This is a genomic window from Microbacterium sp. 71-36, assembly GCF_001898305.1.
GTDB lineage: Bacteria > Actinomycetota > Actinomycetes > Actinomycetales > Microbacteriaceae > Microbacterium.
On record NZ_MKTP01000001.1, the window covers coordinates 1,531,545 to 1,550,234 of the forward strand.

General features: G+C 74.4%; 15 protein-coding genes. 10 read left to right on the forward strand and 5 right to left on the reverse strand.

Annotation, left to right across the window (positions count from 1 at the left end):
• Positions 1-40 precede the first annotated feature (40 nt).
• Positions 41-1,153 carry a glycosyltransferase gene (locus BGO45_RS07405; protein WP_292692253.1) on the forward strand — a complete coding sequence of 371 codons (1,113 nt, stop codon included), beginning with the start codon at positions 41-43 and terminating at the stop codon, positions 1,151-1,153.
• On the opposite strand, the gene BGO45_RS07410 is transcribed toward BGO45_RS07405, so the two are convergent.
• Entirely contained in the window at positions 1,075-2,217 is a 1,143-nt protein-coding gene (locus tag BGO45_RS07410) for a glycosyltransferase family 1 protein (protein WP_292692255.1), read from the reverse strand. The genes BGO45_RS07405 and BGO45_RS07410 overlap by 79 nt on opposite strands.
• Before the next feature lie 235 nt (positions 2,218-2,452).
• Here BGO45_RS07410 and BGO45_RS07415 point away from each other — a divergent pair, with 235 nt between their 5' ends.
• On the forward strand, positions 2,453-3,526 hold the full coding sequence (locus BGO45_RS07415; protein ID WP_292692257.1) for a glycosyltransferase family 1 protein: 1,074 nt from the start codon (positions 2,453-2,455) through the stop codon (positions 3,524-3,526).
• An 18-nt stretch (positions 3,527-3,544) separates the two neighbouring features.
• Here BGO45_RS07415 and BGO45_RS07420 read toward each other — a convergent pair whose 3' ends face one another.
• On the reverse strand, positions 3,545-4,621 hold the full coding sequence (locus tag BGO45_RS07420) for a glycosyltransferase family 4 protein (RefSeq protein ID WP_292692259.1): 1,077 nt from the start codon (positions 4,619-4,621) through the stop codon (positions 3,545-3,547).
• 142 nt (positions 4,622-4,763) lie between these two features.
• On the opposite strand from BGO45_RS07420, the gene BGO45_RS07425 reads away from it, so the two are divergent.
• From BGO45_RS07425 to BGO45_RS07440, 4 genes are all read left to right on the forward strand, one after another.
• A complete protein-coding gene (locus tag BGO45_RS07425; RefSeq protein WP_292692261.1) occupies positions 4,764-5,666 on the forward strand; it encodes an SDR family oxidoreductase in 903 nt (300 codons plus the stop codon).
• A gap of 88 nt (positions 5,667-5,754) precedes the next feature.
• Entirely contained in the window at positions 5,755-7,134 is a 1,380-nt protein-coding gene (locus tag BGO45_RS07430; protein ID WP_292692263.1) for an alpha/beta fold hydrolase, read from the forward strand.
• The gene (locus tag BGO45_RS07435; protein WP_292692265.1) at positions 7,131-8,678 is read left to right on the forward strand and encodes a GMC family oxidoreductase; all 1,548 of its coding nucleotides are present in this window, start codon (positions 7,131-7,133) and stop codon (positions 8,676-8,678) included. The genes BGO45_RS07430 and BGO45_RS07435 overlap by 4 nt, the downstream gene beginning before the upstream one ends.
• 137 nt (positions 8,679-8,815) lie before the next feature.
• Positions 8,816-9,160 carry a LysR family transcriptional regulator gene (locus tag BGO45_RS07440; RefSeq protein WP_292692267.1) on the forward strand — a complete coding sequence of 115 codons (345 nt, stop codon included), beginning with the start codon at positions 8,816-8,818 and terminating at the stop codon, positions 9,158-9,160.
• A gap of 223 nt (positions 9,161-9,383) precedes the next feature.
• Here BGO45_RS07440 and BGO45_RS07445 read toward each other — a convergent pair whose 3' ends face one another.
• The 3 genes from BGO45_RS07445 to BGO45_RS07455 all read right to left on the reverse strand — a co-directional run bounded on the left by BGO45_RS07445 (position 9,384) and on the right by BGO45_RS07455 (position 14,510).
• Entirely contained in the window at positions 9,384-11,024 is a 1,641-nt protein-coding gene (locus tag BGO45_RS07445) for an ABC-F family ATP-binding cassette domain-containing protein (RefSeq protein ID WP_292692269.1), read from the reverse strand.
• A gap of 190 nt (positions 11,025-11,214) precedes the next feature.
• The gene (locus BGO45_RS07450; RefSeq protein WP_292692271.1) at positions 11,215-13,575 is read right to left on the reverse strand and encodes a glycosyltransferase; all 2,361 of its coding nucleotides are present in this window, start codon (positions 13,573-13,575) and stop codon (positions 11,215-11,217) included.
• Positions 13,572-14,510: a WcbI family polysaccharide biosynthesis putative acetyltransferase gene (locus BGO45_RS07455; RefSeq protein WP_292692273.1), complete on the reverse strand. Its 939-nt coding sequence runs from the start codon at positions 14,508-14,510 to the stop codon at positions 13,572-13,574. The genes BGO45_RS07450 and BGO45_RS07455 overlap by 4 nt, the downstream gene beginning before the upstream one ends.
• 149 nt (positions 14,511-14,659) lie before the next feature.
• Between BGO45_RS07455 and BGO45_RS07460 the strand changes: the two genes are divergently transcribed.
• From BGO45_RS07460 to BGO45_RS07475, 4 genes are read left to right on the forward strand one after another with little or no spacing between them, the layout of a single operon-like run.
• Positions 14,660-15,712, forward strand: coding sequence for a glycosyltransferase (locus tag BGO45_RS07460; protein ID WP_292692275.1), 1,053 nt, complete (start codon positions 14,660-14,662; stop codon positions 15,710-15,712).
• The gene (locus BGO45_RS07465; RefSeq protein ID WP_292692277.1) at positions 15,709-16,845 is read left to right on the forward strand and encodes a glycosyltransferase; all 1,137 of its coding nucleotides are present in this window, start codon (positions 15,709-15,711) and stop codon (positions 16,843-16,845) included. Before BGO45_RS07460 ends, BGO45_RS07465 begins: the two co-directional genes overlap by 4 nt.
• Positions 16,842-17,840: a glycosyltransferase gene (locus tag BGO45_RS07470; protein ID WP_292692279.1), complete on the forward strand. Its 999-nt coding sequence runs from the start codon at positions 16,842-16,844 to the stop codon at positions 17,838-17,840. Before BGO45_RS07465 ends, BGO45_RS07470 begins: the two co-directional genes overlap by 4 nt.
• On the forward strand, positions 17,837-18,643 hold the full coding sequence (locus BGO45_RS07475; RefSeq protein ID WP_292692281.1) for a glycosyltransferase family 2 protein: 807 nt from the start codon (positions 17,837-17,839) through the stop codon (positions 18,641-18,643). Before BGO45_RS07470 ends, BGO45_RS07475 begins: the two co-directional genes overlap by 4 nt.
• The last annotated feature ends 47 nt before the right edge of the window (positions 18,644-18,690 follow it).

Here is an 18,690-nt window from a genome sequence, read left to right on the forward strand (position 1 = left end):
AAGACCCCGCACCCGGGCGGGGCCGCCGTAGAACGGGCGAGTGGATGCCGAAACCGACGCTCTCCCCCGCCTCACCGTCGTCACCGTGACCTACGCCGACCGATGGGACACGGGGCTCGCCCTGACCATCGATTCGGTGCTCATCGAACCGCGAGCCGACCTGATCGTCGTGAGCAACGGAACCGCGCGAGACTCCGCGGCCCGCCTGGATGCCGCCGCCGCGCGGCATCCCGACCGGATCACGGTGATCGACCTCGGCCGGAACCGAGGCTCTGCCCCCGCATTCGCGGCCGGCCTCACCGCCGCGTATCGGCGGGGCACGGCGGTGCTGCTCCTCGACGACGACAACCCCCTCCCGCCCGGGGCGCTGAACACCCTCGAGGCGACCACCGCCGCCCTGGAGTCTCGCGGCGACGCCCCCACGGCGCTCGCCTGCTTCCGGGCCGTCAACCCCGTCTACCGCCTGCTGCGGGACGGGGCGTCACCCGACCGCCTGTTCTCCGAACTCCGTCCCGGAGCCTTCCTCAGCACCGACGTCTTCGCACGGCGTCGGCGGACCGCCGATCCGCGCCGCGTGATCGAGACGCGCGGGAGCGGCGTCCGCGTCGCCCCGCTCCCGAACGCCATGTGGGGCGGCCTGTACCTCCCCGCCGCGATCGCGGCCCTGGGTCTCCTGCCGCCGACCGAGCTCGTGCTCTACTCCGACGACAACGCGTTCTCGGCGCGGCTGCGAGCGAACGGCTGCGGCATCCTGCTGTGCCTCGACGTCGAGATCCACGACACCGTCGACTGGCGGGCGAGCTCCGAGCCCCCGCGCCGGCGACTGCGCCTCCCCCGCGTTCTGCACACCTCCCCCGATGACCTGTGGCGGGTGCGTTACCAGAACCGCAACGCCGCGTACCTGAGCGCGCAGCAGGCGCGCGGATCGGTCGCGGCGCGGGCCCGGCTGGGGGTCAACGTCGTGGTGCGCCTCGGGCTGCTGCTCGCGGCGGGGCTGCTGGCCGGCCGGCCGCACGCGGCGGCGGCCGTCTGCACGGCGTCCCTCGCGGGACTGCGCGGTCGTCTCGGCGAGAGCTATCCGTTGCCGGGCGGACGACCGGCGACCGGAGATCCCGCGGTCGCGGCGTCCCGCGATCGCAGCGCGCGGTCGTAGACCGCTCGCGTCTCGCGGGCCATCCACTCCCAGGAGAAGTCGTCGACGCGCCGATGTCCCCGGCGTACGAGGTCGGCCGCGATCTCCGGATCATCGACCACCCGGCGGAGGGCCGAAGACATCCCGTCGCGGTCGTCCGGGGCGAAGTACACCGCCGCGTCGCGGTAGATCTCCGGCAGGCAGGTCGCGGAGCTACTGGCGACGGGGCAGCCGTGACGCATCGCTTCGAGGCCCGGGAGGCCGAAGCCCTCGAAGAACGAGGGGAAGGCGAACACGGCGGCGTTCTCGTACAACCAGCGCAGCGCCCCGTCCGAGACGTAGCCGGTGAAATGGGCGTCACGGGTCATGTCGGGGCGGCCCTGCAGGATCCGGCGGCCGTCGTCGTCGATGCGTCCCGCGACCACGAGACCGAGCCCCGGGTGGGTCGACGCGAGGTCCTGGACCGCGTCGAAGAGGCGCTCGAGATTCTTGTAAGGGACCTGGTTCCCCACGAACAGCACGAACCGCTCGAACGGGACGGGAACCGCTTCGGCGGCCTCGTCGATCGCGTCGGCCGCCTCATAGGTGAGCACGATGCTCCGACGGGGCGCTCCGGTGAAACGTCGGAGATCGTCGGCGCTGAACCGGCTGACGACGATGTTCGCCCGGCCCGCGTGCGCGGCGACGATGAAGGCGGCTCGACCGATGAGGCGTCGGGACCACGACACCAGGCGCGACTTCTTGGCGTTGCGGATCTTCAGAAGCGTCATGTCGTGGAACGTCGTGACCCTCGGGAGCCCCAGGAGCACGGGCTGCTGCGGCATGCAGAAGTGGACGAGGTCGGGTCGGAGCTCCCGGATCTGTCGGGCGAGGCCCACCTGCTCCGCGAGGGAGAAGAACGGCGCGGACGAGCCCACGGCCCGGAAGCGCGCGGACGGCGGCGACCACTCCGCCAGACGGTCGGCGGGAAGCACGAGGGTGTAGCGGTGGTCGTCCTCGAGGCCGGCGAGCCCCTCGACCAGCTTCCGGATGTAGCGCCCGGTCGTCGTGAAGTACCCGCGCGCGTCGAGAACGATGTGGGCCATGGCCGCCTCCCCCGGGCTCGTCGACGGTCGACGAGGCGTCTCCGCCATGGTGTCGCCGCGGGCGGAGGGCGCGACCGGTCGCGCGCCCCTCCGCGCGGGGACGTCCTCCCCACCTTCACCCGAAGGCTCACCCGCTGCGCGCCCCGCCGTCGGCGGACGGACGACGTGTCCGCGTGGCCCACCATCGTCTCGGCCCCGTCCCCCGACGCGGCACCGGCCCGCACGAAAGGCTCGCATGCCCTCCCCCACCGCCCCCGTCGTCATCAACGGCCGTTTCCTCACCCACACGCCCACGGGGGTGCAGCGCTGGGCGCGGGAGATCACGCGGGGGCTCGCGACACGGATGCCGGTGATCGTGGCGGCGCCCCCCGAAGATCTGATCGACCCCGACCTCGGTGCACCGATCCTGCGCGTGGGGCGGCTGCGGGGCCACGCGTGGGAGCAGTGGTCGCTCCCCCGATTCCTCCGCGCCTCCGGATCGCCCCTTCTGCTCGGGCTCGCGAACACGGGGCCGGCGCTCTACCGCCCCCAGATCGCCTCGCATCTCGACATCATCTACGTGCGTCATCCCGAGAGCTTCGCCCGGTCGTTCCGGCTCCTCTACCGTGCGCTCATCCCCGGACTGCTCCGACGCAGCGAGAGGGTGCTCACCGTCAGCGCCTTCTCCGCCGGCGAACTGCACGCGCACTTCGGGCTGCCGGCCGAGAAGATCACGGTGGTCCACGCCGCCGTCGGTCCCGACTTCCGTCCGGAGGGCCCGAAGTACGACGCGGGCGACCCCTACCTGCTGGCGGTGTCGTCCCCGAACCGTCACAAGAACTTCGACGCGCTGATGGCGGCGTTCGAGGAGGCCCGGACATCCACGGTCCGTCGACTGCTGATCGTCGGCGACCAGGCGCGGGCGTTCCAGTCCGGCGGCGCACGCGGGCGCGACCGCGTCGAGTTCCTCGGTCGCGTCGACGACGCCCGGCTCATGGCGCTGTACCGGGGCGCCGCGGCCTTCGCCTTCCCTTCGCTGTACGAGGGTTTCGGCATCCCCCCTCTGGAGGCGCAGCGGATGGGCACGCCCGTGCTCGCGGCGCGGGCGGCCTCGCTCCCCGAAGTGCTCGGCGACAGCGCCCTCTGGGTCGATCCGACCGACGTGGCCGACATCCGACGGGGCATCGAGCGGCTCGACGCCGACCCGGGGCTGCGCGAGCGCCTGTCGCGCGCCGGCCGCGAGAACGAGGCGCGCTTCTCCTGGGAGGCCGCGGTCGACCGGGTGGAGGCGGTCATCGAGGACGTGCGGCGATCGCTCCGACATCCGTGAGCGCCGGAGCGGCCCCGCTCACCCCCAGACGGACCGCAGCGCGGCGCGTTGCGCCGCGGGGGTGAAGGCCGCTCCGAGGTACTGCCCCCAGCGCGCCCGGTTGTCGTCGCGCCAGGCGGCGAAGGTCCCCGCGCGCACCGCATCGGTCAGCGTCCGCAGCCCCTCCTCCCACCGGACCGCGAGCGGGAGGCCCGGCATCGCCGCGAGCGGACGCACCAGAACCGGAACACCGCACTCCACGGCATCCAGGATCGCGATCGCCACGGCAGCCTCCCACGCGGCCGAGTGCAGATACACGTCGAGACCGGCGAGCTGCACGGCGACGGACTCGGGCGGCTGCCAGCCCGTGACCTCGATGTCGGCGGGGGCGGCGTCCGCCCCGTCTCCGATCCACCGGGCCCGGACGCGCACCCCGGGAAGGTCGGCGCGCAACCGGCGCACGGCGCCCACGAACAGCTCGGGATCCTTCTGCGGTGCCCAGCGCCCCAGCATCCCGACCGTCAGCGTCGCGGGGGCTGCGGGAACGGCCGGGACGGCCCACTCACGACGCACCGAGGGCACGTTGGGGATCACCCTGATCCGCGACGACGGGTATCCCAGGTCCGCGGCAGCGACGGCCTCACCCGGACCGGCGGCAGCGAGCAGGTCGGCGCGGCCGCGAAGTGCACGCTCGACCCCGCGATAGCCCGACCGCGCGGTGCGTCCGACATCACGGCGCTCGAACGCGAAGCAGTGCGGCGTGTAGACCAGCCGCGGCCCGCGTATCCGGGCCGTCCGGGCGTAGGCGCCGGGGAAGCTCGAGTGGGCGTGCACGACGTCGGGGGCGAGCCGGGAGACGAGGGCGCGGATGCCGGCGATCGCCGCGAGAGGACGCGAGACGTCCCAGTCCAGGTGCTCCGCGGCGGCCGGGGAGGTTCCCTCCGCCCACACCGCGGCCGCACCGTCACGGCCGTGCGGCGACGCGACGTGATGACGGAATCCCGGCGGGGAGTTCGCGATGTAGCTGCGTACCGCGACCGGGACCCCTCCCGTCGTGCGATCGACGAGATGGAGCACCGCGCGCGGGGCCGTCGGCGAGACGTCGGAGTGGGACACGCGGCCACGGTAGGCGTGGACGGCGAGCACCCCTCGTCCGCTTCCGGCACGACCCCCGCGGGTGATTCCCGGGCGGAGGACGGGACGCCGCGGCGGCGTCAACCCGCTCTCGTCCGGGCGCGGCCCTGCGTAGCGTCGCCGCATGACCACCGATCGCGACCAGCTCACCTTCGACAACCCCGTCACCCGCTACGCCCGCGTCGAGCCGCCGCTGCAGCACCAGCCGGAGCCCGGCGTGCAGGCCGACATGACACCGGTGCCCGACCTGGGCGAGAAGACCTACCGCGGACTCGGCCGCCTCGTCGGACGCAAAGCCCTCATCACGGGCGGCGATTCCGGGATCGGCGGGGCCGTCGCCATCGCTTTCGCGCGCGAGGGCGCCGACGTCGCGATCGTGCACCTGCCCGACGAGCAGCGCGACGCCGACCACGTGCTGACGCAGATCCGGGATGCCGGTCGCACCGGCGTCTCGATCGCGCTCGACATCACCGATCCGGCCGCGTGCCGGGAGATCGTCGCCCGGGCGGCCGAGAGCCTTGGCGGGCTGGACATCCTCGTGAACAACGCCGGCAAGCAGGTGATGGTCGAGAAGGTCGACGACCTCTCGGACGAGCAGTTCGAGCAGACGTTCCGCACGAACGTCTTCGCGCCCTTCTGGATCACCAAGGCCGCACTCCCGCACCTGCCCGCGGGCGCGGCGATCATCAACACCGCCTCGCTGGAGGCGTACGTGCCCGCCCCCGACCGGCTCGACTACGCCGCCACGAAGGCCGCCATCAACAACCTGTCGAAGGGGCTCGCCCAACAGCTGGCATCCCGTGGCATCCGGGTCAACGTCGTCGCGCCGGGACCGACATGGTCGGCGCTGCAGGTGAGCCAGGGCGTCTCCGACGACCAGATGGAGCACTTCGACGACGAGAGCACCTACCGACGCGCCGGGCAGCCCGCCGAGATCGCCCCCGCGTTCGTCTTCCTCGCCTCGGCCGAGGCCAGCTACGTCTCGGGCGAGACGCTGAACGTCAACGGCGGCATGGTCACGCCGTAGCGCCGCGGGCGAGTTCGCCCGCCTTGCGCAAAACGGCCCGGCGCGCAAGCGGCCCGTCCCGGGCGCCGGGGTGCGAAAGCGTGAGGACATGCCGAACCCGAACGATCACCCCACCCTGTACCTGCTGCACGCCCTCGGGGCCAGCGGCGGGTCGTTCCAGCGGCTCGGCGACGCGCTCGCGGACCGCGTGGATGTGGAGGGCATCGACCTGCCGGGCTTCGGCTCCGAGACCGCCGCGTCGGACACGTCGCTCGAGGCGACCGTCGCGCACGTCGTCGGCATCCTGAACGAGAAGGCCCGGGGACGCTGGATCCTGGGCGGTCACAGCATGGGCGGCAAGATCGCGGCGCTCGTGGCATCCCGGGTGCTGAGCGGCGCGGCGCCGTTGACCGGGCTCGCCGGAATGGTGCTGCTCGCACCGTCACCGCCGCGCCCCGAACCGATGGACGAGGAGCGGCGCGCGCTGATGCTGTCGTGGGTCGACGACGGAGCGATCTCGGAACAGGATGCCGAGACCTTCATCGACCAGAACACCGCGCGGCCGCTCGACCCCGGCGCGCAGAGCCTCGCGCTGGCCGACCTGCGCCGCACCTCGCCGTCGGCGTGGCGCGCGTGGCTCGACACCGGCAGCCGCGTCGACGCACGCGACGAGGTCGGCACGCTCGACCTGCCGGTGCTCGTGCTCGCGGGCGACGACGACGCCGACCTCGGCGCCGCCGCCCAGCCCGGCCTCCTCGCCGACGTGTACCCCCGCGCGCGGTTCCACACCCTCGCCGACACCGGGCACATGATCCCGCTCGAGCACCCGGCCGAAGCGGCGGAGGCCATCGCCGCGTTCGTCGCCGATGAGGTGCTCGCCGGCCCCGTCGTGCCCGAGGAGTGGGCGCGGCTCATCGCCGGCGACCGCGTGGACGACCGGGTGCGCGGCATCCTGAACCGCCGGGCGGTGCCCGACGACCGCGGGTACGCGCCGCGCGTGCTCGATCTCGCGCAGCTCACGCTGCTGCGCGAGATCGCCGATCTCGCCGTGCCCCAGGACGGCCCCGCGATCGACATCGCCGCGCGCGTCGACGCGCAGCTGGCGCGGGGCGAGGGCGACGGGTGGCGCCGCGACGGGCTGCCGCCGGATCCCGAGGCGTACCGTGCGGGGCTGGACACGCTCGCGGTGGGGTGGCCGACCGATCCGGCCGCGCGCGCTGAGGTGCTGCGCGCCGCGATCGAGGGCCGCGGCCCGGAGGGCGGACCCCTGGATGCCGAGATGCTCGCCGCCTGGCTCGAGGATGCCCGCGTCGACCTCGTGCGGCAGTGGCTCGCACACCCCGCGAGCATGGCGCGCACCGGCTTCGACGGCTTCGCGACCGGCGGGCGCGCGCCGATCCGCGGCTACGTCGAGCTGACGCTCGGGCGCCGCGAGGACTGGGAGCCCGCCGCCGTCGGCGGCACGATCGCGACGGGAGACGCCGCATGAACCTCGACGGCATGCGCACGCACGGGACCGATGAGATCGTCGACGTCGTCGTGGTCGGGACGGGCGCCGGCGGCGCGCCGCTGACGGCCGAGCTCGCGCGGCGCGGGCTGTCCGTCGTGGCGCTCGAGGCCGGCCGGAACTTCTCGCCCGACGACCTCACGCCCGACGAGACCGAGGCCGTCGAGATCAACTGGATGTCCGAGCGCCTGAGCGGCGGCGACGACCCCACCGCGTTCGGCCCCAACAACAGCGGCCGCGGGGTGGGCGGCTCGACCCTGCACTGGGGCGCGTTCACACCCCGGCCCGACGCCCGGGACCTCCGGCTGCGCACCGAGACAGGCGAAGGCCGCGACTGGCCGCTGGACCCCGCCGAGCTCCTGTCCTACGTCGCGCGGGTCGAGGACGACATCGGCGTCTCGGGGCCGACCCCGTATCCGTGGGACCCCTCGCGCGAGTACGCCTACGGTCCGGCCACGCGCAATGCGCCCGCGACCCTGGTCGCACGCGGGTGCGAGGCGCTCGGCATCCGGTACTCCGACGCTCCGGCCGCGGTGCTCACCCGGGCGCGGCTGCAGGACCACCACGGCGAACGCCGCGCGTGCATCAACTGCGGCGCCTGCCACCAGGGCTGCCGGGTGGATGCCAAGGCCACCACCGCCAACACCTATCTGCCGGCCGCGGTGGCCGCCGGGGCCGAGATCCGCACCGGCGCCCTGGTGCACGACATCGAGCTCGACGCGCGCGGGCACGTCGCGGCCGTCGTCTACCGGCAGGACGGCGTCGACGTGCGCCAGCGCTGCCGGTCGCTCGTGCTCGCCGCGGGCGGCGTGGAGACCCCGCGCCTGCTGCTGCACACCGGCGTCGCGAACGGGTCCGGGCAGGTGGGCCGCAACTTCCTGGCGCACGGGGCGACGCAGGTGTGGGGGCGGTTCGACGAACCGGTGCGCGGGCATCGGGGGTACCCCTCGTCGCTGATCACCGAGGACATGATGCGCCCCGACGACGCCGACTTCGCCGGCGGGTACCTCGTGCAGAGCCTCGGCGTGATGCCGCTGACCTTCGCCACGACCCTCACCCGCGGGGGCGGTCTCTGGGGCTCGGAGTTGATGCAGCGGCTGGATCAGGCGCAGCACATGGCGGGCATCGGCATCAACGGCGACTGCCTGCCGTCCGACGACAACCGCCTCGAACTGAGCGACGAGACCGACGAGTACGGCATCCCCCGGGCCCGGGTGACGTTCACGGCCGGGGCGAACGAGAAGGCGCTGGATCGCCACGCGACGGCGTTCCTGCTGCGGGTCATGGAGGCCGCGGGGGCACGGGAGACCCTCGTGCTCGCTCGGACGGCGCACACGATCGGGACCGCCCGGATGTCGACCGACCCCGCGGACGGCGTGGTCGACGGTGACGGCCGCTCGCACGAGATCCCCAACCTCTGGATCTGCGACAACAGCGTCTTCCCGAGCGCGCTGGCCGCCAACCCCGCCCTGACGATCATGGCGTTGTCGCTGCGCACGGCGGACCGGTTCCTGGCGGCGGGGTGACGGTCCGAGGGGCGCCGCTCGTGGGGGGCGCCAGATCACGTGAAGTGGTCGAACGTACCCCTCCTGGACCGCCGCGACGTGTGACCTCGGCCAGATCACGTGAAGTGGCGGGACTACAGCACGGGAGAATGGATGCCATGAAGCTCGCGCATCTCGTCCGGTTCGCCGCCCTCGCCGAGGAGCTGCACTTCCCCCGCGCGGCCGAGAAGCTCGGCATCCCGCTCGCGTCGCTGTACACCACGGTCGACAAGCTGGAGGAGGAGGTCGGGCAACCGCTGGTGTCCCGCACCCCGCCGACGACGCTGACCCCCGCCGGGGTTCTGCTCGTCGAGGAGGCGCGCGCGCGGATCGCCGATGCGCCCCCGCAGGCGACCGCGACGCCGAAGGCTCAGGGCGGGAAGGCCAAGGCATCCAAGGGCAAGGGCCGCGCCCCGATCGTCAAGGGCCAGCCGAAGCCCTACAAGAAGCGCCAGGGGCGCTGACCGGTCCGCCCCAGCCTGGTCCCGCCTCGCGCCCGCGGTGGCGCCCCGCCCGTCCGTGCCGCGCCGCGCCGCGCCGCGACCACCCCAGCGATAAACGGCATCCACGACGAGACACGGGACGACGGGGCGTTTCTGGCCGCGGATGCCGTTTATCGGGGAGGCGGTGACACCGCGGTCACCCGGGCCGGCCACCGCGACGCGGTAGCGGACGGGGCGGTCGGCGCTACAGCTCGGTCACGCGGCCGGCCTCGACCCGCCACTGGCGGTCGGGCTGGACGGCATCCAGCATCCGGCGGTCGTGGGTGACCAGCAGCAGGGTGCCGGTGTAGGACTCCAGCGCCTGCTCGAGCTGCTCGATCGCGGGCAGGTCGAGGTGGTTCGTCGGCTCGTCGAGGACGAGGACGTTCACCCCCCGCGCCTGCAGCAGCGCGAGCCCGGCGCGCGTGCGCTCGCCCGGGGACAGCCCGTCGACGGGACGCGTGACGTGGTCGGCTTTGAGACCGAACTTCGCCAGCAGCGTCCGGACATCGGCCGAGGTCATCTCGGGTACGAGCCCCTCGAACGTCTCGGCGAGCGGGCGCTCCCCCACCAGCAGCGAGCGCGCCTGGTCGATCTCGCCGATCGCGACGCTGGTCCCGAGCGACGCGGTTCCCTCGTCGGGAGCCTGACGGCCCAGGATGCCACGCAGCAACGTCGTCTTGCCGGCACCGTTCGGCCCGGTGATGCCGATGCGCTCGCCCCCGTTCACCTGCAGCGACACCGGTCCGAGCGTGAAGTCGCCCTGCCGGAACACCGCCCCGGACAGGGTGGAGACGACGGAGCTCGACCGCGGGGCAGCGCCGATCGTGAACTCGAGCTTCCACTCCTTGCGCGGCTCCTCGACCTCGTCGAGACGCGCGATGCGACTCTCCATCTGCCGCACCTTCTGGGCCTGCTTCTCGCTGGACTCCATCGAGGCCTTGCGGCGGATCTTGTCGTTGTCGGGCGACTTCTTCATCGCGTTGCGCACGCCCTGGCTCGACCACTCGCGCTGCGTCCGCATGCGCGAGACCAGATCGGCCTTGGTCTCGGCGAACTCCTCGTACTTCTCGCGCGCCTGTCGACGCAGCGTCGCCCGTTCCTCGAGGTACGCGTCGTAGCCGCCGCCGAACACCCGGTGGGAGTTCTGCGCGAGATCGAGTTCGAGCACCCGGGTGACCGACCGGGCGAGGAACTCCCGGTCGTGGCTCACCAACACGACACCGCCACGGAGGCCGGTCACGAAAGCCTCCAGCCGCTCGAGCCCATCCAGGTCGAGGTCGTTGGTGGGCTCGTCGAGCAGCGCGATGTCGAAGCGCGACAGCAGCAGGGCCGCGAGTCCCACGCGCGCCGCCTGCCCGCCGGACAGCCCGGTCATCAGTGCGTCGGCGCCCACCGCGAGCCCGAGGTCGGCGAGCACGACCGGCATCCGCTCGTCGAGGTCGGCCGCGCCGCTGGCCAGCCAGCGCTCCAGGGCCGTGGCGTAGGCGTCGTCGGCGCCCACGGCTTCGGGGTCGCCGAGGGCGGCGGCTGTGGCATCCATTTCCCTCGTCGCCTCGGCGCAACCGGTGCGTCGCGCGATGTACTGCGCCACGGTCTCGCCGGGGACGCGCTCATGCTCCTGCGGCAGCCACCCCACGAACGCGTCGGCGGGGGCCAGGGCGATCGTGCCGGACAGCGGCTCGTCGACGCCGGCGAGCAGCCGCAGAAGCGTAGACTTCCCGGCGCCGTTCGCCCCGACGACGCCGATCACGTCGCCCGGCGCGACGGTCAGGTCGACTCCCTCGAAGAGCGTGCGGTGACCGTAGCCTCCGGCGAGTCCCTGGGCGACGAGCGTGGCGGTCATGCCCCGATTCTCCCAGGGCCGCGGCGCCGCGCGGTGCCCGCGCTCGGGGGCGTCGGGCCGCCGCGGGTCCCCGCGCATCCCGCCGCCGCGCGCTGCTCCCCGAGAAACGGCATCGGCGGCGAGACACGGCACGACACGACGTGTCTCGCCGTGGATGCCGTTTATCGCGCGGGACAGTCGCGCGGCGTCCTCACACGAAGCGGTCGAGGCCGCCCCACCCGCCGACCCAGGCTTCGAGATGCGGTTCGTCGCGGAGGACGTGGATCCCGGATGCCACGATCTCGCCCGTCGAGAAGCCGACCTCCGGGCCCCACCGGTCGGCGCGACGGCGAGCACGGCGCGCGACGGCGGTGCCGAGGGCCGTACCGTCTGCGGCGCGCACCCGGAGCCGCCCCTCCTCCCCCTGGCCGAGGGCGGCGAGTCGCTCGGCGAACGCGTCCACGCCGTCGAGGAGCACCGGTCGGTCGAGGCGCCAGATCACCCGCGCATCCGGCACCGCACCCGAGCGCACGCGGGGGTCGGCACCGAACGCCGCGGCCGACGGCGGCGCATCGAGAACCATCGTCGCCCGCGGGAACGCCGCGAGCACGGCATCCACGCACACGAACACCGCGGCCTCGGAATGCTCACCGGCGAGGTGCACGACGAGGTCGGGCACCGCGGGGAGCAGTCCGCGCCCGGACGAACCGGCGACCGGGATGTCGGATGCCAGCCGCAGCGTCTGCCGGTTGCCCTCGCGGACGCGATCCACGTCGCGACCGGACCAGTCCGGCCCGTCGTGCCAGGCCACGGCCTCGGGGACGTGGGCCAGGACGGCGCCGGCCTGCCAGGCCCGGTGCGCCCACTCCCAGTCCTCGCCGCCGTAGGCCGTGAACGACTCGTCGAAGCCGCCGATCTCCTCGAAGAGCCGCCGCGAGCAGGCCGACACCGCCCCGATCACGAACCGGTACGCACGGTCGCCGGCCTGCAGCAGGTTCTCGGTGCGCGCGTACTCCTCGCGCAGCCACGCGGGTTCGGGCAGTTCCCGCTCCGGTCCGGCCTCGGCGACCGGCACGTCGGGTCCGAGCCCGGTCAGATCGGCGTGCCGGCGCCGTCCCACCGTCACGGCCTCGGGCAGCAGCGCGGGCAGGCGCGTGAGGGCCCGGACGTATCCGGGTTCGGGGGTCGTGTCGGCATCCAGGAAGCACAGGACGTCGCCCGTGCTCGCCGCAACGCCGAGGTTGCGGGCGGCGGACACCCGGAAGCCGCGATCCTCCTGACGCACGAGCCGCACGCCGTCGGGCACGACGGGGGCCTCCGGCGAGCCGTCGTCGGCGACGACGATCTCGAGGCGATCGGCCGGGTGGTCCTGGCGGACGAGGGCCGCGAGCGTGCGGGCGAGCTCCGCGGGCTGGTCGTAATGCGTGACGATCACGCTCACCCGCGGCGCTTCGGGCTCGCGCCCCGCGACGAGGTCCCAGCGGTTCCCGACGACCCACGGAGCTTCCTCGCGGGTCGAGTGTCCAGGACACGCCGAGTCGGGGTGGGGTGCATCGGCGTGTCTTGGACACTCAAGCTCTGCGGCGGGGGCGGCCCCGCCGCCGGGCGCGGGCACGCGCGCCCACCACGCCAGGTAGGCGCGGGCGACGTCGGCGGGACCGACGGGGACGGGATGGATGCCGTGCCAGGTGGCATCCGGATCCTCCGCCGCCGCGCGCACGAGCGCCGAGAGCGCGGGCGGCTCGACGGGGAGCAGGGTGCCGGGCCGGAGCGCGGCCATCTCGTCGACGTAGCGGTTGCGGACGGCGAGGGGCCGACGCCCCCAGCCGATCCACGACGTCAGCGACGCCGACGCCGACACGTGCTGGTGGGCGATCACGGGGACCGACACCGCGCGGGCGCGGGCGGCCATGTCGGCATCGTCGAGCCAGCCGGTCACCTCCACGGCGACGCCCGCGGCGCCGGCGCGGCGGACGAACGCGTCGAGGTCGGCGGCGTGCCCGTCGGACGCCCGGCCGAGGATCGTGAGCCGCCCGACCCCCGCCTCGACGGCGGCGGCGAGCGCCTCGTCGTGCCCCTTGCCGGGGTAGAAGTAGCCGAGCACTCCGACGGTCCCGTCGGGCTGCGGGCGCGGTCCGGCGGCGAGGGCCGGCACCGGCAACGGCAGGACCTCGACGTCGCCGTCCCACACGCCCTCCTCGGCGAGCAGCGCGCGCTCGTGCGCACTGTTGACCGCGACGGCGTGGGCGGCGCGCGTCACGGCGGCGTAGAAGGCGCGGCGGCGCGGACGGTTGCGTCCGCCGTCCGAAGCCTGCGGCACGTCGTGGAACGTGACGGTGAGCGGATGCCGCCGGGCCAGGGCCGTGAGCCGCGCGGTCGCCTCCTCGGGCGAAGGCCCCCACAGGCGCTCCGTGACGTGCACGTGCATCGGGGTGCCGGGGTCGGTGGCATCCGGATCGTCGGTCACGCGGATCCGCGTGTCCAGGGCCCGGACCTCCTCCGCCAACGCCCTCGCGTACGCGGCGACGCCGTGCGGGCCCGGGGGTGCGAGCAGAACGGGGCGGATGCTCATGCGGTGCGCCACCGGTGCAGGAGCGGCGCGAGGCGTTCGACGGCCGCACTCACGAAGGCGGGGTGCTCGACGTACCAGCGACGGTGCGCCTCGGCGACGGTGTCCGCGTCGAGCCGGTCGCCCGCGACGATCCAGTCACGGCGGGGCTCGGCATCCAGGTCCCATGCCTCGACGACCCACGGTTCGAGCGGCGCCTGCACCCCGGCGAGGATCGGACGTCCGGGGTCGACCGCGGTGCCGGGGGCCCCGAGAGCCGCGACGATCCGCTCCCCCAGGGGCAGGAACACGGCGTTGCCGGGGTGGTTCACCGTACGGGCGAGGTCGGCCACGACCGGGGCGTAGAGATCGGATGCCACGACGTCCACGCCCCGGTGCTCGCGGCGACGCAGCTCCGCGAGGGAGTCCTCGGCCACCGCGTGCACCGCGGCCGGCGAGAGGGCGCGCGCCACCGGCAGCCCGGCGGCCTCGGCGAGCACCCGGACGTCGTGGTACGCCACGAGCGGCGGGTCCTCGTCGACGCCGGGCACCCGGATCGCCGCCTGGAACGGGTGCAGGCCGCCGAAGCGGAGCGAGGGGACCACCACGGTGCGGGCACCCGGTGGCAGCGCCGCGCGCACCTGCGCGGTGCCGAGCGGCAGCCCGCGATAGTCGTCGCGAATGGGCTGCACGACGAGGAACGACGCGCCTGCCAGCAGCCGGTGCAGGCGTTCCGCGTCGGCGGCATCCATCTCGTGCACGGCGGGCACCCGCACCCCGGGGTGGGTGTCGTTCGAGACGACGAGGCGGATCGACTCGGCCTGGCAGTTGCCGACCACGACGCCGTACCCCTCCGGGGCCGGCTCATCTCCGAAGAACGCGGCGTAGTGGCCGCGCCGCGCTATCACCGCCGCATCCTCGTCCGCAAGGCTCTCGGAGCCGCTCTCTCTGCCACGCATGATGTGAACGTACGCCGTCGGTGCCGTCGCCTTGGCAACGGTTCCGTTGCCTTGCGACCTCTCCCCTGATGCGGTACACGTCACCCCGCCGCAGCCCAGGAGGACCCCCGATCGACGCCCCATCCCCTCGCCGGATCCGAGTCGCCGCCGTGCCCGCCGGGCACCCGTACACCCGGGCCGTCACCGACGAGCGCGTCGTCGACGTCCGCACCGACCCGCCCCCGCCGGGCGCCGCCCCCGGCCAGTGGTGGCCCCCGCAGGTGCTGCTGCCCGAGTGGCTCGACGCGCACGCCCCCGAGATCGACGTCGTCCACGTGCACTTCGGCAGCGAGTCGTACTCGGCCGCGGAGCTCTCGGCGACGGTGGACGCGGTCCGTCGCCTGGGGATCCCCCTCGTCTACACCGTCCACGACCTGGAGAACCCGCAGCTGACCGACCAGGCCGCGCATCGCGCGGCGCTGGCCGTCCTCATCGCGGGAGCCGACGAGGTGACCACGCTCACCGCACCGACCGCGGCCGAGGTCGAGCGCGACTACGGGCGCTCGCCCGACGTCATCCCCCACCCGACGCTCGTCGACGGTGCGACCCTCCCCGTCGGACGCGCGCACGCGGCGACCCGCGTCGGCGTGCACCTGCGCGACCTCCGCCCCAACATCGACGGCGTGGGGACGACGGCGACCCTCGTCCGCGCGGTCGCCGACCTGCGCGCCCGGGGCACCGACGTCGAAGCGGTGGTGCGGCTGAACGAGAACGTGCGCGACGTCGAGGCCGCGACATCCATCGACGCCCTCGCGGACGGGACGGAGGGCGTGCGGGTGGAGAGGTCGGCGCGACTCGACGACGACGCCCTCGCCGGGTGGCTCGCCGACCTCGACGCCTGCGTGCTGCCCTACTCGCACGGCACCCACTCGGGGTGGGCGGAGCTCTGCTACGACCTCGCCGTCCCCGTCGTCGGCACGCGTGTGGGCCACGTCGCCGCGCAGCATCCCGCCGACTTCCACGCGTTCCGCGTGGGCGATCCGGTGTCGCTGGAGCGGGCGATCGTGGATGCCACGGCCCCCGGATGGTCCATCGCCGGGTCCGATGCCCGGGGTGCCGAGGTCGCGCGTCGCCGCATCGAGCGGGTGGACGAACGCGAGCGGGTCCGTCGGGCCCATGTGGCGCTCTACCGCCGGTCGATGCGGACGGAGGACGCGGCATGACCCGCGCGCCGAAGCCGTTGCGGGTGCTGGTCGTGGCGCCGTCGCGCTACCCCCTCCGCCAGCCGCACGCGGGGGGCCTCGAGGCGACCGTGTGGGACCGGGTCCGGTGGTTGCGGGACCGCGGCCACGAGGTCACGCTGTGCGCCGCGGAGGGCTCCGACTTCCTCGAGGACTCCCCCGAGTTCGCTCTGCCCGCGCCGACGTGGTCGCGCGTGGAGGACGCCTCCGACACCGGGTACCCCGAGGGGTACGCCGAGGCGACGGCGACGGCGCACGCGACACTGCTCGAGCGTCTCCGGAGCGAGCGGCATCGCTTCGACGTGATCGACAACCACAGCCTCCACCCCGCCCCGATCCGGTGGAGCCGGGATGCCGGCATCCCGGTCGTGACGACCCTGCACACGCCGCCGCTCGAACCGATGCTCCGCGCCGCCGCGTACGCCCGCGGCAGCGCACACCGATTCGTCGCGGTGAGTCAGGCCACGGCGCGCGCGTGGTCGACCGAGGGCGTCGACGCGTTCGTGTTCCCCAACGGCATCGACACCGACCGATGGACGCGCGGCCCCGGCGGTTCGCGATGGGTGTGGTCGGGGCGCATCGTCCCCGAGAAGGCACCGCACCTCGCCATCGAGGCCGCCCGGGCCGTGGACGCCGAGATCGTGGTCGCGGGACGCATCGGCGACGTCGACTACTTCCACCAGGAGGTGGCGCCGCGCCTCGGCGGGAACGCCCGCTACGTGGGCGCCCTGCACCAGCCCGACCTGTGCCGCCTCGTCGGCACGTCGGCCGTCGCGCTCGTGACCCCCATGTGGGAGGAACCGTTCGGTCTGGTCATCGCCGAGGCCCTCGCGACCGGCACCCCGGTCGCGGCGTTCGACATCGGCGGGGTCTCCGAGGTCCTCGCCGGGATGCCGGGGACGGCGGCGGTCATGGCGGGCGACGTCACCGCCCTCGCCCACGCCGCGCGCGACCTCGCGCTGCAGGGGCGACGCGAGCCGCTGACCCGCGTGTGGACGCGTCGCGCGGCGGTGCGCGAGCACGCCCTGAGCCGCCGGTACCGCGACGTCGAGCGGGTGCTCGCGCACACCGCGCAGCCGGCGACGGAACGTCAGGTCCCGGCGGTGTCGTGGTGATCGGCTGGTACGTCCACCACCACGGGTACGGGCACGTCGCCCGCTTCCTCGCCGTGCAGCCGCACCTGCGCGAGACGGTGCGTGCGTTCTCGTCGCTGCCGCGCCCCGCGGGACTCGACGACGGCGTCGAATGGACGGTCCTCCCCGACGACGCCGACGCGATCGAGTACGACGACGGCACGGTGTTCGACCCGCGTGCCGCCGATCCGACCGTCCGCGGCGCCCTGCACTGGGCACCGCACGACCATCCCGGGCATCGTGCGCGCCTCGCCCTCCTCGCCGGGCATGCCGCCGACCTCCGGGCGATCGTCGTGGACGTCAGCGCCGAGGTCGTGGCGTTCGCGCGGCTGCTGGGTCTGCGTACGCTCGCGGTCACGCAGCCCGGGGAACGCACCGACGCCGCGCACGCCCTCGCGTACGATCTGGCCGACCGCATCCTCGCCCCGTGGGCGCACGGCGCCGTGCCCGCCGGCGCACTCGCGACCCGAACCGATCGGGTGGTGTGGACCGGCGGGATCTCCCGGTACGACGGGCGTCTCCCCGAGAAGGAGGATGCCGAGCGGTCGGTGCTGTTCCTCGGCCGCGTGCTCGCCGACGACGTGCGCCGCGACGCCGAGGCCCGGCTGTCGGCCGCGGGCTGGCGCACGCGCGCGATCGGTCACGACGCGTCGTCGCGCATCGACGACCCCTGGCCGTTGCTGACCTCTCACACGGTCGTCGTGAGCGCCGCCGGACAGAACAGCGTCGCCGACCTCGCCGCCGCCGACGCGCGCGCGGTGGTCGTCGCGCAGGACCGCCCCTTCGAGGAGCAGCGGCACACCGCGTGCGCGCTGCACCGCTGGGGCTTGGCCCGGGTCGCCCCCGAGGACGTCGACGCGGAGGGGATCGCGGCGCTGGTCGAGGCCGCCGCGACCGACGACCCCGACTGGTCGCGATGGCAGGTGTCCGGTGCCGCCGAGCGCGCCGCCGAGGCCATCGAGGCGCTGCTGCCGTGAGGGTCGCCGTCCTCACCGTCGCCTCCGCCGCCCGCCGCGCGCACCTGGAACGCCAGCGCGCGGTGCTCGCCGAGGTCGCCCCCGACATCGCCCGGGTGGAGGTCTTCCTCGACGCGGCGGTGCCCGACGGCATCCGGGATGCCGACGTCCGCACGCTGCACGTGCCGCCCGGGCCGCACGGACTCCGCGTGGGCGCGGGTCGCAACGCCGCGGCCGCGGCCGCGATCGCGGAGGGCGCGGAACTGCTCGTGTTCCTCGACGTGGACTGCCTGCCGGGACCCGACCTCATCGCGCGGTACGCCGACGCCGCCGTGGCGCACCCCGACGCGCTGCTCGCGGGGCCCGTGACGTACCTCGCGAGCGTGCAGCGCCCCACCGTGGCCGACCTGCCGCACGTGACGCGCCCGCACCGGGCACGACCGGCGCCGCCCGCCGGGGAGACGCGGGTCGCCGAGCCGGACGACTACGACCTGTTCTGGTCGCTCTCCTTCGCCGTCACGCCGGCGACATGGGAGCACCTGGGTGGATTCCACGACGCGTACGAGGGCTACGGCGCCGAGGACACCGACCTCGCGTGGGCGGCGAGGGCGCTCGGCATCCCGCTGGTGTGGACGGGCGGGGCGGATGCCTACCACCAATGGCATCCGGTCGAGTCGCCGCCGTGGCGGCACCTGGACGACATCCTCCGCAACGGCGCCGCGTTCCACCGCCGGTGGGGCGTCTGGCCGATGGGCGGCTGGCTGGAGGCCTTCGCCGCCGCCGGCGCGATCGAGCGCCGCGGCGACGCGTGGGTGCGGATCTAGCGAGCGCGCACGCGCCCGCGCGGCGAGCGCGACGTTCCGCGCGCAGA

What these genes read in the sequence shown, in the direction of transcription:
- BGO45_RS07435 (WP_292692265.1), top strand. Translation starts at nt 7,131, where the DNA reads ATGAACCTCGACGGCATGCGCACGCACGGGACCGATGAGATCGTCGAC.
- BGO45_RS07445 (WP_292692269.1), bottom strand. Translation starts at nt 11,024, where the DNA reads ATGACCGCCACGCTCGTCGCCCAGGGACTCGCCGGAGGCTACGGTCAC.
- BGO45_RS07440 (WP_292692267.1), top strand. Translation starts at nt 8,816, where the DNA reads ATGAAGCTCGCGCATCTCGTCCGGTTCGCCGCCCTCGCCGAGGAGCTG.
- BGO45_RS07415 (WP_292692257.1), top strand. Translation starts at nt 2,453, where the DNA reads ATGCCCTCCCCCACCGCCCCCGTCGTCATCAACGGCCGTTTCCTCACC.
- BGO45_RS07465 (WP_292692277.1), top strand. Translation starts at nt 15,709, where the DNA reads ATGACCCGCGCGCCGAAGCCGTTGCGGGTGCTGGTCGTGGCGCCGTCG.
- BGO45_RS07450 (WP_292692271.1), bottom strand. Translation starts at nt 13,575, where the DNA reads ATGAGCATCCGCCCCGTTCTGCTCGCACCCCCGGGCCCGCACGGCGTC.
- BGO45_RS07455 (WP_292692273.1), bottom strand. Translation starts at nt 14,510, where the DNA reads ATGCGTGGCAGAGAGAGCGGCTCCGAGAGCCTTGCGGACGAGGATGCG.
- BGO45_RS07430 (WP_292692263.1), top strand. Translation starts at nt 5,755, where the DNA reads ATGCCGAACCCGAACGATCACCCCACCCTGTACCTGCTGCACGCCCTC.
- BGO45_RS07425 (WP_292692261.1), top strand. Translation starts at nt 4,764, where the DNA reads ATGACCACCGATCGCGACCAGCTCACCTTCGACAACCCCGTCACCCGC.
- BGO45_RS07410 (WP_292692255.1), bottom strand. Translation starts at nt 2,217, where the DNA reads ATGGCCCACATCGTTCTCGACGCGCGCGGGTACTTCACGACGACCGGG.